This is a genomic window from Pedobacter terrae, from assembly GCF_900100705.1.
Lineage (GTDB): Bacteria > Bacteroidota > Bacteroidia > Sphingobacteriales > Sphingobacteriaceae > Pedobacter > Pedobacter terrae.
Map to the genome: position 1 here is coordinate 59,125 of NZ_FNCH01000013.1, position 15,663 is coordinate 74,787.

At 37.8% G+C, this 15,663-nt stretch carries 12 protein-coding genes; 4 read left to right on the top strand and 8 right to left on the bottom strand.

Annotation, left to right across the window (positions count from 1 at the left end):
• Window positions 1-354: 354 nt before the first annotated feature.
• The 3 genes from BLR60_RS16400 to BLR60_RS16410 all read right to left on the bottom strand — a co-directional run bounded on the left by BLR60_RS16400 (window position 355) and on the right by BLR60_RS16410 (window position 7,085).
• Window positions 355-3,234, bottom strand: a complete 2,880-nt coding sequence (locus BLR60_RS16400) for a triple tyrosine motif-containing protein (RefSeq protein ID WP_090501745.1) — start codon at window positions 3,232-3,234, stop codon at window positions 355-357.
• Window positions 3,235-3,564: 330 nt separating this feature from the next.
• Complete coding sequence (gene trhO, locus BLR60_RS16405) at window positions 3,565-4,500, bottom strand: oxygen-dependent tRNA uridine(34) hydroxylase TrhO (protein ID WP_090501747.1); 936 nt, start codon at window positions 4,498-4,500, stop codon at window positions 3,565-3,567.
• Window positions 4,501-4,637: 137 nt separating this feature from the next.
• Window positions 4,638-7,085, bottom strand: a complete 2,448-nt coding sequence (locus tag BLR60_RS16410) for a DUF5686 and carboxypeptidase regulatory-like domain-containing protein (RefSeq protein ID WP_090501749.1) — start codon at window positions 7,083-7,085, stop codon at window positions 4,638-4,640.
• Between the two features lie 243 nt (window positions 7,086-7,328).
• Here BLR60_RS16410 and kbl point away from each other — a divergent pair, with 243 nt between their 5' ends.
• From kbl to BLR60_RS16430, 4 genes are all read left to right on the top strand, one after another.
• Window positions 7,329-8,516, top strand: coding sequence for a glycine C-acetyltransferase (kbl, locus tag BLR60_RS16415; protein WP_090501751.1), 1,188 nt, complete (start codon window positions 7,329-7,331; stop codon window positions 8,514-8,516).
• A gap of 147 nt (window positions 8,517-8,663) precedes the next feature.
• Complete coding sequence (gene pheS / locus BLR60_RS16420) at window positions 8,664-9,704, top strand: phenylalanine--tRNA ligase subunit alpha (protein ID WP_090501753.1); 1,041 nt, start codon at window positions 8,664-8,666, stop codon at window positions 9,702-9,704.
• Window positions 9,704-10,114 (top strand): Rieske (2Fe-2S) protein, encoded by a 411-nt coding sequence (locus tag BLR60_RS16425; RefSeq protein WP_090501756.1) that lies wholly within the window; start codon window positions 9,704-9,706, stop codon window positions 10,112-10,114. The genes pheS and BLR60_RS16425 overlap by 1 nt, the downstream gene beginning before the upstream one ends.
• Window position 10,115: 1 nt before the next feature.
• On the top strand, window positions 10,116-10,691 hold the full coding sequence (locus BLR60_RS16430) for a TetR/AcrR family transcriptional regulator (RefSeq protein ID WP_090501759.1): 576 nt from the start codon (window positions 10,116-10,118) through the stop codon (window positions 10,689-10,691).
• 192 nt (window positions 10,692-10,883) lie between these two features.
• On the opposite strand, the gene BLR60_RS16435 is transcribed toward BLR60_RS16430, so the two are convergent.
• The 5 genes from BLR60_RS16435 to BLR60_RS25100 form a co-directional block, all read right to left on the bottom strand.
• Entirely contained in the window at window positions 10,884-11,567 is a 684-nt protein-coding gene (locus tag BLR60_RS16435) for an XAC2610-related protein (protein WP_090501761.1), read from the bottom strand.
• Between the two features lie 55 nt (window positions 11,568-11,622).
• On the bottom strand, window positions 11,623-12,579 hold the full coding sequence (locus tag BLR60_RS16440) for a Fic family protein (RefSeq protein ID WP_090501764.1): 957 nt from the start codon (window positions 12,577-12,579) through the stop codon (window positions 11,623-11,625).
• Between the two features lie 117 nt (window positions 12,580-12,696).
• Window positions 12,697-13,818, bottom strand: coding sequence for an ABC transporter permease (locus BLR60_RS16445; protein ID WP_167354767.1), 1,122 nt, complete (start codon window positions 13,816-13,818; stop codon window positions 12,697-12,699).
• Window positions 13,819-13,895: 77 nt separating this feature from the next.
• Window positions 13,896-14,660, bottom strand: coding sequence for an ABC transporter ATP-binding protein (locus BLR60_RS16450; protein ID WP_090501767.1), 765 nt, complete (start codon window positions 14,658-14,660; stop codon window positions 13,896-13,898).
• 96 nt (window positions 14,661-14,756) lie between these two features.
• Window positions 14,757-15,617, bottom strand: a complete 861-nt coding sequence (locus tag BLR60_RS25100; RefSeq protein ID WP_208600658.1) for a transthyretin-like family protein — start codon at window positions 15,615-15,617, stop codon at window positions 14,757-14,759.
• Between the last annotated feature and the right edge of the window lie 46 nt (window positions 15,618-15,663).

Here is a 15,663-nt window from a genome sequence, read left to right on the forward strand (position 1 = left end):
GTTTAATTGTTAGTTAAATGTGAGGTTGTTTTCGTTGATGTGCAAGTGTTTTTACCTCTACATTAATACATCATAATGCTTCACGGTATATCTCACATCATTAAACCAAATGCGATTTTAGCCTAAAAACGCATTTTTTTGGATTTTAACATCATATTAACATCTATACAAGTGTATAAATCACACTAAGTATTTTGTGGGGTTGTAAAAATGATTGTGAGAGGTAATGATGTAGTGCTAATTCTGTAATATCAAATAGAATCAGACAATATTTCCAATTTTGTAGATTTTAATAGCATAACTTTTATTTATTTTTTAGTTAAAAAATGAAAAAAGTTGAGTCTGTATGGACACTTAAAGCTCCATTAAAAATTCTGTAAGATTTTTATCGTGCGGTACTTCGAGTTTTTTGCGTAGGCGGTATCGGCGTATTTCTACCCCTCTCAAACTGATGTTTAACAGTGATGACATTTCCTTACTGCTCATGTTCATCCGCAGGTAAGCACAGAGTTTTAAATCATTCGGAACCAGATCAGGATGCTGCGCCTTTAATTTTTTAAAAAAACTTTCATGCGCTTCGTTAAAACTATTTTCAAACAGGTGCCAGTCACGTTCATCATTCATCCCATCGTTTATTACTTTCTGTATCTTGCGGGTCTGCTCATCTGAAAGTTTCTTGCCATTTTCGTCTTTCAGCTTGGTGATGTCGTCAGCCAGTTTTTGGAGCAACTCATTTTTGTAAACCAAGGTCATTGCTGAATTGGCCAACTCCCTGTTTTTCGATGCCAGTTCTGCCTGCAGTTTCTCTGTTTGTAATTTAATAATCTGCTTTTCGCTGATTTCGGCTTCCTGCCTAAACTTTTCCTGTTGCTCGGCTTTTAAGCGATCTGTAATTTTTTGACTATCGCGCTGTAGTTTCCTTTCATATATCTTTTTACACAGGATTAAAACAACTACAAACAGAATAGTGTATAATAAAATGGCCCAATTGTTCAGGTACCATGGGCGTAGAATGGTAAAGGTATACACGGTTTCGCTACTAACTGTATTGTCGTCGATTTTTGCCCTCACTTTAAAAGTATAGGTGCCTGCGCTTAAATTGGTGAAATCTTTCTCTGTAGCATAAGTCCAGTCAGACCAGGCGTGGGAGTAACCTTCCAGATAAAACTGATATCTAACTTTAGCCTGCCTATAATAAGGTAAGGCGTAAGAAATCCGGATGTTATTTCTGCTGTTATGAATTTCTGTTGCTTCCTCATTATTTCCGGCTTCGCTGATCAGCGAGAATTTATCGGTGATGTCTTCAACACGCCTGATTAAAACAGCGGGTAGTTTTTTCTTTTCCTGATTGAGTTGGGCAGTGGAATTATAGATTACAAAACCATCATCAACACTGATCAGGTAGATCGAATTGCTGATGCGGCTGATATTTTCATAGTATTGTACCATCCGGCCATCTAAAATGCTGAATTGATTGGAATCGATTTCTACCTTTCCTGGCTCGCTAAAGTTAACCAGTGCGGTTTTACCATGATTAATAAACCAATATTTTTTACTGCCTGCAGGGATAATTTTGTTGGAGGTTTCGAAAGAACCCAGGCTTTTATTCAGTACTTCGTATTTGGTAAATTTATTGCTCAGGTCATCATAGGTATAAAAACCCGCATCAGATGAAAAAACAATTTTATTCTCCAGGTTGAAAATGTTAATGTTATAATTACCGGGTAAACCATTCTTCTCATCGAAGTATTTAGTACTGGTTACTCTGGTATAATCATGACTAAGGCTCAGTTTAAATAAGCCTTTATAGGCATGGCCAACCCAGATATCGCCTCTGTTATCTTGTTCAACATATCTTGAAGGCGCTGTAAAACCAGCTATTTTGCCTGAAAACTTCAATCCTGCACTTGGCGACTTGGTAAATAAAGATAAGCCTGTGTAAGTTCCCTGAATAAGGTAATTTGGATTGGAGTTTAATTTTTTGATGGTCCAGCCACCTGCCAACCTTGATATCCATTCTATTTTATCGCCAAAAACTTTAAACGTGCCACTGTTATGGCCGCATATTAGCTCGTTATCGATGATGGTCAGTTCCCAAACCTGACCCTGCGAATTAGGAATTAAACGGAAATTGAAAGGCAGAAGATTATCTGGCGACCACTCGCTGTAAAACAACCCCTGATTGGTGCCGAGGTAAATTTTATTATTGAAAATAATACTGGAATAAACCGTTCCAAACTGACCTGTTTTATCGAAATAAAAATATAAGGGCGAATTAAGTTCTATCCGGTCTATGCCGTTATCAAGCCCCGTCCAAAGGTTTTGCTCGTTATCTGCATATAAGCTTAGAACTGTATTATTTTGTAAACCGCTTGATTTATTGATCCGCTGCACAATTTTACCATTTTCATCTATGATGATCAAACCGTTTAGAATGGTGCCATATGCGAAGTACTTGCCCAACAAACTTACACCGTTGTTGAGCTGGTAGGTTTTTAGGTAATTATTTGCAGGTGTATTTAAAGGTGTAAAATTTCTACCATCGTACGTAAACAACCCCTGTTTACTGGTTCCAATGATCAGGCCGGTATTCTTATAAGGAAGAATAGATAATATACCCTCTTTGCCTAACTTTTCGCTGTTAGGGATGTAAACTAATTTACTGCCACTCAGTTCAAACAATCCTTTTTCCAGTACTTCGATAAAATACCTGTTGTTTACCTTGTGCAAGAAAAGAAATGAAGATGGTGATTTTATCACCTCTATTTTGTTGTTTTTATAAATAAATATTTTGGAAAAAGACTGGAAGATTACTCTGTCAGGATCTACATAGATTTTCCATACCTCATCATCAATTTTTATGTTTTTCGGCAACAAATTGGTAAGAGAATGGTAACTTAATTTATTGTTTTTAATTGCCCAGTAACCAAACTCGCCAAAGCTACCGGTATAAATTTTTCCTTTGTTATCGGTAGCAACAGCTCTAACAATCTGTCGGTTAGGCATCTGGTATTTCTGCCAGTAACGGCCATCAAAAGTTAATAACCCTTCAGCATTGCCAAAGTACATTACACCATTTTTATCTTTAGCTATACTCCAGTTCTGGTTTCCTGAGGAATAAGTAGCTTTTGGGTAATTTTCGATGTACGGAACGCCTATACTTTTAATTTCTGATGCATCGCTGGTTATAGCAAAGCAGGATAATAGTAGTAAAAGCCTGAAGTAGTTTAGCATAAAGTGTTATTGGGTAAACCCGTTATAGCACAAAGTAATGAAAAATTGTTTAAAATGGGCGAGAGGCGATAGATGTTAAGGATTCAAGCATGAAAAAGATCGAAATTTCAATAGCCCCTAAAATTGCCGACATTTCGAGCGGTAATTTATCGCATTAAATCAATATAAGTAATAGAAAATTTAAGGAAGTAGCCGCACCAAGTTTTCTTCATTTCGAGCGGAGTGCAACGAAGTCGAGAAATCTGTCTCAACAGATCTCTCCCCGCCTGTACGGGCAGGCGGGCATTTCACTGCGTTCCAGTCGAGAGGACGACCTTGCTACTAATTTCTTTACGCTTTCACTGCCACCGGCTGCGGTACCTTCACATAATAACCTGTACCATCGTAAGGGCGTTTGCGCGGATTGGTGGTACATGCTACCGAGCAGCAGCCCTGAAGTTGTTCGCCACAGGCATCACATTGGGTAATATGCTCGTTGCATTCTGGATTAGCGCAGTTGATCATTTTCGGCGTAGTTACTCCACAATTGTAGCAAACTGAAACTACCGTTGGGTTAACCTGGTTTACATCTACAGCTATGCGGTTATCAAATACATAACATTTGCCTTCAAAATCTTTTCCGCCAGCTTCCTTACCATATTTAATAATACCACCGTGCAATTGATAAACATCGTTAAAGCCGTGGTGCAACAATAGGGCCGATGCTTTTTCACATTTAATCCCACCCGTGCAATAAGTTAGTATTTTTTTGTCTTTATATTGGGCAAGCTCGTTAATCTGTTCCGGGAAATCACGAAAATTCTCGATATCAAGTGTCAGTGCATTTTTAAATTTACCAAGATTATGTTCGTAATTAGAGCGCACATCAAGAATGATTACATCCTCATCATCTTTCATTTTCATGAAATCGACCGGTTCTAAATGTTTACCCGTTTGTTTGTTAGGATCAATGATTGTAGTATCCCTTAAACCCGAGTGCACAATTTCGGATTTGTAACGGCAATGCATTTTCAGGAACGAAAGCTCTTCTACATCGTCAATCTTAAACTCTGTTTTGGCAAACCTTTCATCAGCATGGATGGCTTTCATATAAGCTTCGCAGGCTTCTGGAGTGCCCGACACGGTGCCGTTTAAACCTTCGTCTGCAACAATAATCCGGCCAACCAGGCCCAGAGATTTACAAAATTTAAGATGATCGGCAGCAAATTGTTCTGCCTCTGCTATGTAGCTATAGCAATAGTAAAGTAGTGTTTGATATTTTTTCATAACGCTGTTGATACCGTCGCAAACGGCGTTTAAAGCGGTGCAAAGATAAGGGAATTATGTAAAATGTAAAAATGGAAAATGTAAGATAGATAATGTGTCAAGCGCCATCATCCATTTTACATCAAACGTATTCCATTCTAGAAGCCATACGAAATCCTAAAACCTTGGGTTAACTTACGCCCACCATCATACGCAAAGCCATAACTGGCACGCAATACCAGGCGTTGGATGCCGAAATAGAATTCTTTGTAATTTCGTTTTTCGGGAGAAGATAAATAACCACCTCCGATAAATTCTTCAAGTTTCGCTTTACGCAACAATGGAATTTTATTCATAAAGAATCCAGCGAAATTATGTTCCAAATGGGCTTCAAAATATTGTTGGTTTGTACTGAACTGATAAAAATCTAAATATTGAAACTTCCTTAAATTGGGAGGAAAAATGGTTGAAATGTTACCAGCGAAATGTTTAAAATCGGGGTAGTACATGTTTTTGTTGTTCAGGAACTTGCCCACGCCAGCCAAAAACGAGGTATATCCCCACAATCCCATTCCAATTCTATCCTGCGATACTTCCAGTTTTACAAAGTCGTAGTCGATATCGCTATTCAGTACACCATTAAAGCCTTTTTTATACAATAACGTAACTTTTGGAAACTTCGATTCGGTATAAAACTTGCCATCCGGACGAGTAATGTACTGCTGTCCGAAAGTATAGGTCAAACTTGCCGTGGCACTGAAAGAATTATAGGTCGGGAAAAGCGGCGTATCCTCTGTTGGATTGAAGGGGTTATTTGAAGTGAATTCGCGGTCTTTCGCATCTATAAATTTAAATGTAGAGTTATTGGTGAGGCTTTTGTTCCTGCTATAATCTACAGCCAGACTTCCCTGCAGCCCCGAGGTCAGTTCGCGGGTGGTATTAATATTTATAAAACTCTTTTCGTAAAACTTGGCAAAGTTTTTCTCGTAAAATAATGAGTTAATGGTATTACCCAGCTGTGTCATAGAGCCCAGATTGTTCAGATCGAATATCCCGTTTCCGAATGACGCACCTATACTGGCGCGTTTAAGCGGGTTGTAATAATAACTTCCAGTTAAACTTCCGGTAAGCTTCTGGTTAGCAAAACCGTACCTCAACTCAGGTCTAATGGAATAAGATCTCCTGTTCTCAAAATCCTTCCGGTAGGTAACACCATATTTTATGGCAAACCCCTCTACTGTATTGTAAAATATAGCTTTTAATACAGGGTCGAAGCTCCAGTATTCCTTATCGTACCGATCATTGATGCTTACTCCCCTAAGCAAAAGCTTGCCTATGCCGAATTTATTGTTCTCTCTTTCAAGAGAATCGAGATATTTCTTCGATTCTTTTAGCTTCGCTATGCTGTCTTTTTTGACATAGTTGATTTTTTCATCTTCCGTTAATGGGATAGGCCTGTTGTTTCTCCAATAAATGGAATCTTTTTTATTTACCATTTCGGTAACCCTTAAGATTTCTCCATTGAAAAAGTTTTTAGGGAATTTAGGATCGAGGTTATAATTGCTATAAATTCCAACATAATATCCGGCTATTTTAAACCCGAGCACATTGCCCCCAAATTTAAAATTAATGGCAGTAGGCATATATACCTCATTAACTTTAGTAAACTGCTGGCTGATGTGTAGCGTATCGATAAAGTTAATTCCAGCGTTTTTAGTGAGATAAACGTCGGTATTATAAATTCTCCAACTATCATCAATAATATAGATAATTCCTCTAAATACAGGATCGTTTTCACGACGGGGAATCACTTCTATTTTATGGATAGTTTCCCCGTTTTCATTGCTTTCGCCTAATAATTTATATTTATAATAAAAAAGGGCATTATCTGCAATTGGTGAAATATATCCTCTCGCACTTAATTTGTTCTCGAGTAGATAATTATCATAAAAATCGATGATCAGATCCGATGCCTTGTTAAAACTGAATGTATTGTTCCTGCCGGCAACTTTTGATGAGATCATTTCTTCATGTACCTCATTAGGCCTTCTGAAATTAAATTTGCTCTGCGATTCCGAAAGGTAAATAATACCTCTCCGGTTGGTGTCCAGTTCTAAGATTTTCTGTATATCCTGCCCGAAGAATTTTTTAGGTGCCCCCTTTAACCGTTGCACGCCTTTAATATATACATCACAGCTAAATGCCTTCACTTCATTCAAGTGTGCTTTTCTTTCCCGAATAGCATTGCGGATAATGGCATAGGCCGGATCTTCCGCATTGGCCGTGATCGTCACATTTTCTAAAGTATAGCTTTCTGATGTTAAGGTAACATTTAGCGATTCATCTGCGGATAAATTGATAATATGATCTTGCTGTTTATAGCCAACAGCCCTAAAACTTAAAGTGTGCTGACCATTTTTTAACTTAAGGGCATATTTTCCATCAATATTTGCCGATGTTCCTTTGGTCGTGTTTTTTAAAGAAATTGTTGCGAAAGGAATAGGTTGTCCGCTGTTATCTTTAACAATTCCGGTAAGGGTAGATTGTTGAGCTAAAATAATATTGGTAATGCTGCAAAAAAACAGGAGCGATAAAATTCTTATCATATGTTGGGTTAGTAAGCTATAAATATCGAATAACTTTAACACTATACATATAGCTTGGTGTTAAAGTTTGTTAAGATCGAAAAAAAATAATCTTGATAAATGGTTTTCAAATATTCATCCCGGTAATGCTGATCTGATCAATTAGATATTTGTGCGTAAAATACAGGGATAAAATTGCCTTTTTAGGTCGGAAAAGACTTTTTTTTATAACTTTGAACTCAAATCAACCATATTAAAAGGGCCATGTATAAAACATTACAACCTGTTCTCCAAAAGGAGCTTGAAGAAATCGAAAACGCTGGATTATTTAAACGCGAACGGATCATCGTTACCCCTCAGGGTGCCGACATTAAAGTAAGCGGCGGTACTGAAGTGGTTAACTTTTGTGCAAATAATTATTTAGGGCTTTCTTCTCATCCTAAAGTGATTGAAGCAGCTAAAAAAGCAATCGATGATCATGGCTATGGAATGTCATCGGTACGTTTTATCTGCGGCACACAAGATGTGCACAAGGAACTTGAAGCAAAAATTTCTAAATTTTTAGGTACTGAGGATACTATTTTATATGCTGCCGCTTTTGATGCAAACGGCGGCGTTTTTGAACCATTATTTAATGCAGAAGATGCTATTATTTCTGATGAGTTAAATCACGCATCAATTATAGATGGGGTTAGATTGTGTAAGGCACAGCGTTTCCGTTATAAAAATGCCGATATGGAAGATTTGGAGAAACAGTTAATTGCGGCCAAAGATTGCAGACACAGGATTATTGTTACTGATGGTGCTTTCTCTATGGACGGATCTGTAGCTCCATTGGATAAGATTGCAGATTTAGCCGATAAATATGAAGCATTGATCATGATTGATGAGTCGCACTGTACTGGTTTTATCGGTAAAAATGGCCGCGGAACACATGAGCATTTTAATGTGATGGACCGGATCGATATTATTACAGGTACTTTGGGTAAAGCTTTAGGCGGTGCGTCTGGTGGATTTACTTCGGGTAAGAAAGAAATTATTGACATGTTACGTCAACGTTCACGTCCTTATCTGTTCTCTAATACTTTGGCGCCGGCAATTGCAGGTGCATCTATTGCGGTACTGGATATGTTGAGCGAAACCACATCGCTAAGAGATCAATTAGAAAAGAATACCAAATATTTCCGCGAAAAAATGACGGAGGCAGGTTTTGACATTAAACCTGGGTTCCATCCAATTGTTCCGGTAATGTTATACGATGCCAAAATTGCACAGCAATTCGCGGCTAAAATGTTAGAAGAAGGAATTTATGTAATCGGGTTCTTTTATCCGGTAGTACCTCAGGGCAAAGCCAGAATCCGCGTGCAGTTATCTGCCGCGCATGAGCAACACCATTTAGATAAGGCCATAGCCGCATTTACTAAAGTAGGAAAAGCACTAGGAGTAATTTAAAACCAGTAATTTTATATAAACAACAAAAGCCGCGCAAAGCGGCTTTTGTTGTTTATGGGTTCATTTTCTTTATAATAGCATTGTAAACAGATTATTTGAACTCATTGGTCCTAAAATTATTGGATAATTTGCTGTATATTTGAAGCCATGTTACAGGACAAAATAACACAATATACCGAGAAAATTAATGCTTTCGTAACTGAAAAAGCAGACGAGTTAGAGCAATTCCGCATTAAATATTTAGGTAGCAAAGGCATCATAAAAGAGATTTTCGACGAATTCAAGTCTGTTTCTGTTGAAGAAAAAAGATCTTTGGGTAAGGTTTTAAACGAGTTTAAACAATTAGCTGAATCAAAATACCTTACGCTAAAAGAGGCAACGGAAAACACCGATATCAAAACTGAAAATTCTCAATTGGATTTAACTTTGCCAGGTGAAGGTTTCGAAATTGGTTCACGCCATCCTTTGGCCCTGGTGCGTAGAGAAATTGTAGAGATTTTTGCCAAACTAGGTTTTACTGTAGCAGAAGGTCCTGAAATTGAAGACGATTGGCATAATTTCTCGGCCCTAAACTTCCCTGAAGAACATCCTGCAAGAGATATGCAGGATACTTTCTTTATTAAAAAAGGAGGCGAGAAAGGCGATATCGCTTTACGTACGCATACTTCTTCGGTACAAGTGCGCATGATGGAGCAAGGCCAGCCGCCATTTAGGGCAATTATGCCAGGCCGCGTTTACCGTAACGAAGCCATTTCTGCCCGTGCACACTGCTTTTTTCATCAGATAGAAGGTTTGTATGTGGATGAAAATGTTTCATTTGCTGATTTAAAGCAGACTTTATTTTATTTTGTGCAGGAATTATATGGAGAAGGTACAAAAGTGCGTTTCCGTCCATCATATTTTCCTTTTACCGAACCATCCGCAGAGATGGATATTTCCTGTACCATTTGTAAAGGTGCTGGTTGCCAGCTCTGTAAATATAGTGGTTGGGTAGAAATTTTAGGTTGTGGTATGGTAGATCCGAATGTTTTGGAAAACTGTGGCATTGATTCAAAAAAATACAGTGGTTTTGCATTTGGAATGGGGATAGAACGTATCGCCAATCTAAAGTATGAAATTAAAGATCTGCGCTTATTTTCAGAGAATGATGCACGTTTCTTAAAGCAATTTAAATCTGCTTTAATTTAATGATGAAATATCTATATAGTATATTGTTTATACTCCTGATGGTCACGGGTTGCGGTAAAGATGGAGGTTACATCCCAGATGTACCTGTAAATTACAATGTAACCATAACGGAATTTAGCCTGAAAGCCATTAATAATACAGTTTTGGTGGTTCCAGATAAGGGAGTCGGTGGATTGCTTATTGTTAAAACTGATTTTGGATATGTTTGTTTTGATCGATGCAGCACCGTAAACCCGGAAAAGATTTGTAGGGTAGCGCCCGATGATAGTGGTGTTACTGCAACCGACCCTTGCTCAGGAGCTAAATTTTTACTGTATGATGGTAGTCCGCAAAAAGCACCCGCACAAAGGAGTTTAAAAGCATACAATGTTTCTCTGCAAGGCAACACACTAATACATGTAAGCAATTAAAATGGAAGCTGAAAAAATAAAAGAAACAGTAAAAAAGGCTGCCAAAGAATTATTTAGAAAATACGGTTATCATAAAACCAGTGTAAATGAAATTGCTAAAAAAGCCCGCATAGCCAAAGCAACCATTTACAAATATTTTGAGAGTAAAGAGCAGGTTCTGGATAGTATTCTGATGGACTACCTGGATCAGAACCTTTATGAGATATTAAATAATAAAGTAAGTTACGCTTCTGAAGAAGAACACTTAAAAGCACTGGTAATGAAAACAAGCCGATTGTCATTTACGGCATGTAATGAATTTATCGGATGGGATTTTGTGCGCGAAAATGCAAACTCTCAGGAGTTTTTAAAACATTTATCAGATCAGTTGGAAGCTTTATTGTTGGCCGCTTACCTGCAATTGGATAACTTTAAAAATAATCCGGCAAGAAGGGAAGGATTGGCATTTTTGCTAAAAGCCAGTAAAAGTATCGTGTTTTCATTCGCATTTACTTCAGTTAGCGATTCTGACGTTCGTAAAAACTTTGTGAGTTTTCAGAAAGAAATATTGCCATTTTTGGTAAAAGCTGCACTGTAAACATGCATCGTCATCTCATGCTGAATTTATTTTACAAGGAAGAAATATTATTTTCAATTGCCTTGTAGCTACTTCGTGGTCAGCATCTTTGATAGAGGATAGACCCTGAAATAAATCCAATAGTTATCGGATCAGGGATATGACAACCAGAAATTCTATTTATCTGTGTGTATCTGTGGTTGAAAATTCGACTTATTGATTATAATAATCTTTCATTTTAAATTTCTGAACCGTTCTTTTCATCTTGCCGTCAACCATTTTTTGAGTAATCACAGTAACCATATCGGCAATGCTCGAATCTTCAATTACCGATGACTCTTCGTACAGTACGTTTTTAGCATCGAATTTATAATTGATGGTTTTATCAAAACAACAGCCATCTTTTTGATGAATAGCAATTTGCTTTGTTTTTTTATCAAAATCAAACATGCCCAGGTTCTCACTGGCCAGTTTGGTAAGTTCCCCGCTCTTTACAAATTTGTTTTCTTTTGAGCTTAAATAAATCTCATATGATGGGCTCGCATAGGCGCCATTATTCCCGTTTCTGATGGCAAGATCTTCCATACCGTCGAAATTAAAATCGCCGAAAATTAAAGGTGTTTGATATTTGCCAAGTTCCAGCCATCCGAGTTTAGCATTTTGAGATTCGGTTAAGCCGAAATCCAGGTCTTCAGAATGAAAAGTGTCTATCTCCCTGTTTGTAATCTTATCGTAAACAATAATCGTGGCTTTCCCGCCACAAGCATTTCCTTCACATTTATCCACAAAAATTTTAGCCTTGTATTGGTCAGAACTGTTGTTTGCCAGGAATTTAAATTGTGCTTCCGAAGTACCGGTAATAAGTAAAATACCACAAAAGATGATTAAACTTTTCATTAAAAATTTTTTAGTAAAATTACGTCAATATCGTCCACCAAAAAGTTAAAAAAGGTTAACGTTTTCTTTTTCGTGTTTTGATATAGCTTTGTACTGCAGATTTTGTGGTAAGCCAATCTCTGCCCTCTTTATAAGCATCAATTTTGCCTTGCCTCGCCAATAAGCTCACATATTCCTGGCCATATGGCACATCAGGTTCTGAAACGATATTGGATATGGGTTCGTAATCTCCATAATGGTTTCCGGGCAATGCATTAATGTAAATATTTAACGAACGCTCTAAAGCCTGCAACATTAATAAACAAAGTTTATGGTAATTGCCTTTGTTGGCCTGATTAAGTGCTTCGTAGTATTTCTTTCTGTCGTTTTTAAGAATGATGGCTGGAGGGAAGCCATTTCGAATGAGCAGTAGATTCATGGCAAGCCTGACAGTACGCCCGTTCCCATCAAAAAAAGGATGTATCCAAACTAATTTATGGTGGAAAATAGTAGACAATACAATATCATTTAATCCCAGTGGGTTATCCTTAATAAAAGTGATCAGCTGATCTAGCAGATCAGAAACCTTATTGGCATTTGAGGGTGTGAAATTTGCGCCTACAATGCGTACACCACCATTTCTTAAACGGCCGGCGTAATCATCTTCAATACTTCTCAGTACCAGGCCATGAAGCGATAAAATGTCAATGCTTCTGAGTGTATAATTTTTATTGACCAAAGTGTACAGGTAATCGATAGCTTTTTCGTGGTTATAAGCTTCGAAATGTTCTCTTAGCGATTTGCCTTTAACCGTCATGCCCTCCTGTAAAACCATCTGGGTTTCTTTCAGGCTTAAAGTGTTTCCCTCTATGCTATTGGAGTTATACGTCCACTCTAGAGTAAGGTCTTCTTTGATGCGGTGCAAGGCGCTATTAGGTAATGGCCTTGAAGTTTCTAACCTGGCCTTTTTTTCGTATAACCTTTCTATTTGAGGTAATAGCTCTTCTAAATCGCTTAAATCAAAATCCCACATACCCAAATATAGTAATATCGGATGATATAAAAAATTAAACTATCCGATATTAAAATTTTTCCTCCAAAAAAAAATGATAACGTTTATGTTATCATTTTAAAATGCTTTTAAGTTACCTTATTCCCACTTAAATACTTTTACCGCTACTGCATAAATGCAAATACCCCAGAGCAGTAAAATCATGATCTGGAATTTAACATCCCATAGGCCTAAACCTTCAAAAGCTACTTTGCGCATGGCATCATTTAAATAGGTAAGTGGTAAGGCCCGGCTAATTGGCTGTAACCAACCTGGGAAAGCCTCGATAGAAAAGAATGTGCCCGATAATAAAAACTGTGGCAGGGTAATAATGTTCGATATCGGAGGTACCATACTTTCGCTTTTGGCAATGCCTGAAATAATAAAGCCAAAACCCATAAACACAATGACACCGAGAGTAGCCAGTATAAGCATGTTGACGACCGTAAGCGCTCCGTGGACGAGCGTAAAGCCAAAAAAGAAATGGCCAATTAAAATGATAAATAAAGCGCCAATTAAAGCAAAGCCTATGCGGGCAATCCCTTCACCGATTACAATGCTCGAACGCCTTACCGGAGTTGCAAAAAAGCGTTTGATAACCAGGGTTTGGCGCAGACTTAAGAATACGAACGCTGTTCCGAAAACGCCGGTGCTTAATAGCGAAAAACCCAATTGACCAGGAAGGATAAAATCAATTGTTTTATACTCGCGCCCTGTAATGGTACTTTCTTTAATTTCTGCAACAGTTGGTTTTAAGGTTTTATCGTAAAAGATGTTATTTAAAACTGATTTTAAAATCCCGCCTTTATCTCTTGATGCCGAAGTATAAACCACATTAACCGAATAAGCGGCAGAATTTATTTTTCTGTGAATATCAATCATCGCATCAACATTCCCTTTTTCCAGTAATTTATCAAATTCAGCTTTTGATTTATCTTTTACCAAACGGATCATACCTGTTTTTTCGAGCATGCCCATTACCGGGTTATTTATATCAGAACCTGGTGTAACCCCAACATCAATACGGGTTCCGCCGCCGCCCAGAAAGCCAAAAACGAGGATAAATATCAGGGGGAAAGCAAGGGTAAAAACCACTGCCGAAGGACTCCGCATAATAGAACGGAAGCTTGCTTTGGCGAGGGCCAGCGTTGCTTTGGTATTACTATAGCCTCCTACCTTTGAAGGGGAGTTTAGATTTTTTTCATGTATATCTTTTTGCATATTGATTCTGCTGGATTTGATTTTAAAACTATATGAAGTACACTATGTTTGTAGGTCCTTCTTCTGAGGGCTCGAGCTTATTCACGCCATTCCTGACCTGTAAGGTTGATGAAAACATCTTCCAGGTTAGCTTTTTTAACCTCTTTCTTACGCTCAAAACCACTGCTTACTAATTGGTCTATTAAGTTGTCGGGCGTATCTAAAGCGATAATTTGTCCGCGTTCCACAAAAGCAACACGATCGCAAAGCTGTTCAGCTTCGTCCATGTAGTGTGTGGTAATGACAACCGTAGTGCCTGCATCGCGGATTTCTGTAATCAGGTCCCAAAGATTTCTGCGTGCCTGTGGATCTAAACCTGTTGTAGGCTCATCCAAAAAAATAATCTTTGGTTGGTTGATCAGGGTTGTCGCTATAGAAAAGCGCTGTTTTTGCCCGCCTGAAAGTGCTTTATATTTAGCTTTGGCCTTATCCTGAAGGTTTACTTTCTCCAGCATCTCCATAGGTTTAATGTTGGCACCGTATAAACCGGCAAAAAGTTCAATCAGTTCAATCAGGTTTAGATTGGGGTAATAGCCAGCAGCCTGTAGCTGCACGCCAATAATCTGTTTAATTTGCTGTGGATTTTTGTCAACAGAAAAACCATCAACAATAATTTCACCCGATGTTTTATCTCTCAACGTTTCGATAATTTCGAGGGTAGTGGTTTTGCCGGCACCGTTAGGGCCAAGCAGGCCAAAAATCTCATGCTCGTAAACTTCAAAACTAAGCCCTTGAACGGCCACAAAGTCATCATATTTTTTTACCAGATCTTTAACGCTGATAATGGCTTTTTTTGTTTCCATGTTGCGAATGTAAGGAGCTTTAAATGAATAGGAAATGAATTTTATCACAGATAACCGAAAATGTCGGTAAAATGATGTTTGGGGTAGGTAAAGCGATCAATTATTATTTTTTCTGGTTAAAATGATAATGTCCCGATCTATTGAATCAATTTTATAACTGTTTTTTGCTTTGTTAAATGCCTGATCAAAAACAATTTTATCTTTTGAAAGAATGAATGTTCCCTTGGTATCGATACTGTCACTTGGAATAACATATGATTCCCTGTAAGTACGGTCATATTCCTTCCTGTATTTCCACGGGTTTTGGAACTCCCGTATCTTTTTCCCTGAGTAAGTGCCATTGGGTTTAAGCGATACGAAATAAGTAGTTTTTAGATTGTATGATTCGGCACTCCAGGCGCTATCTGGTTTCCTGGTTGAATTAAATTTGTAGATTAATCCATCTTGGATCTTTCCGATAAAATTCATGTCGTTGGTTACTTGGTTCCGAAGCCTAAAATTTGCGTTAGTACCGTATAGTGTATCCAGGTTTTTATTTGCGGCAAACTTCCATTTTGTATAGATATAATCTTCTGGCTTTATTACTTCATTTATTTTTTTGAGGTATAGGGTATCTATCGTAATTGACGCACCTTTGCTTTGTCCGCCTCCAAAACGGTTAAATCCTTCTATATTATAGCTTAAATACCCATCTTTTTTAATGTTTTCAGAAAAATGAAGCGGAGGGGCTTCCATCATAAATATTTCAGGAAAGAAAAATTTATTGTACCTGATTTCGTTAAGGTAAAATTTACCATTTGCATCGGTAACGGTTTCGCCAACCCGACAACCCGCAATGGGTTTGTTCTCATAATCTAATATAGTACCAGATATGGCTGGCCGTGATAACCTGGAGATGCATGAGCTAAACAGACAGGTAGAAACAGCTAAAAATATTACGAAGCGTTTTTTGAACATATTCTAATTTAAATAAAAAAACACTGCCAATCGAAATGAGCAGTGT

What these genes read in the sequence shown, in the direction of transcription:
- BLR60_RS16450 (WP_090501767.1), bottom strand. Translation starts at nt 14,660, where the DNA reads ATGGAAACAAAAAAAGCCATTATCAGCGTTAAAGATCTGGTAAAAAAA.
- BLR60_RS25100 (WP_208600658.1), bottom strand. Translation starts at nt 15,617, where the DNA reads ATGTTCAAAAAACGCTTCGTAATATTTTTAGCTGTTTCTACCTGTCTG.
- BLR60_RS16430 (WP_090501759.1), top strand. Translation starts at nt 10,116, where the DNA reads ATGGAAGCTGAAAAAATAAAAGAAACAGTAAAAAAGGCTGCCAAAGAA.
- BLR60_RS16410 (WP_090501749.1), bottom strand. Translation starts at nt 7,085, where the DNA reads ATGATAAGAATTTTATCGCTCCTGTTTTTTTGCAGCATTACCAATATT.
- BLR60_RS16400 (WP_090501745.1), bottom strand. Translation starts at nt 3,234, where the DNA reads ATGCTAAACTACTTCAGGCTTTTACTACTATTATCCTGCTTTGCTATA.
- BLR60_RS16440 (WP_090501764.1), bottom strand. Translation starts at nt 12,579, where the DNA reads ATGTGGGATTTTGATTTAAGCGATTTAGAAGAGCTATTACCTCAAATA.
- kbl (WP_090501751.1), top strand. Translation starts at nt 7,329, where the DNA reads ATGTATAAAACATTACAACCTGTTCTCCAAAAGGAGCTTGAAGAAATC.
- BLR60_RS16445 (WP_167354767.1), bottom strand. Translation starts at nt 13,818, where the DNA reads ATGCAAAAAGATATACATGAAAAAAATCTAAACTCCCCTTCAAAGGTA.
- BLR60_RS16425 (WP_090501756.1), top strand. Translation starts at nt 9,704, where the DNA reads ATGATGAAATATCTATATAGTATATTGTTTATACTCCTGATGGTCACG.
- trhO (WP_090501747.1), bottom strand. Translation starts at nt 4,500, where the DNA reads ATGAAAAAATATCAAACACTACTTTACTATTGCTATAGCTACATAGCA.
- BLR60_RS16435 (WP_090501761.1), bottom strand. Translation starts at nt 11,567, where the DNA reads ATGAAAAGTTTAATCATCTTTTGTGGTATTTTACTTATTACCGGTACT.
- pheS (WP_090501753.1), top strand. Translation starts at nt 8,664, where the DNA reads ATGTTACAGGACAAAATAACACAATATACCGAGAAAATTAATGCTTTC.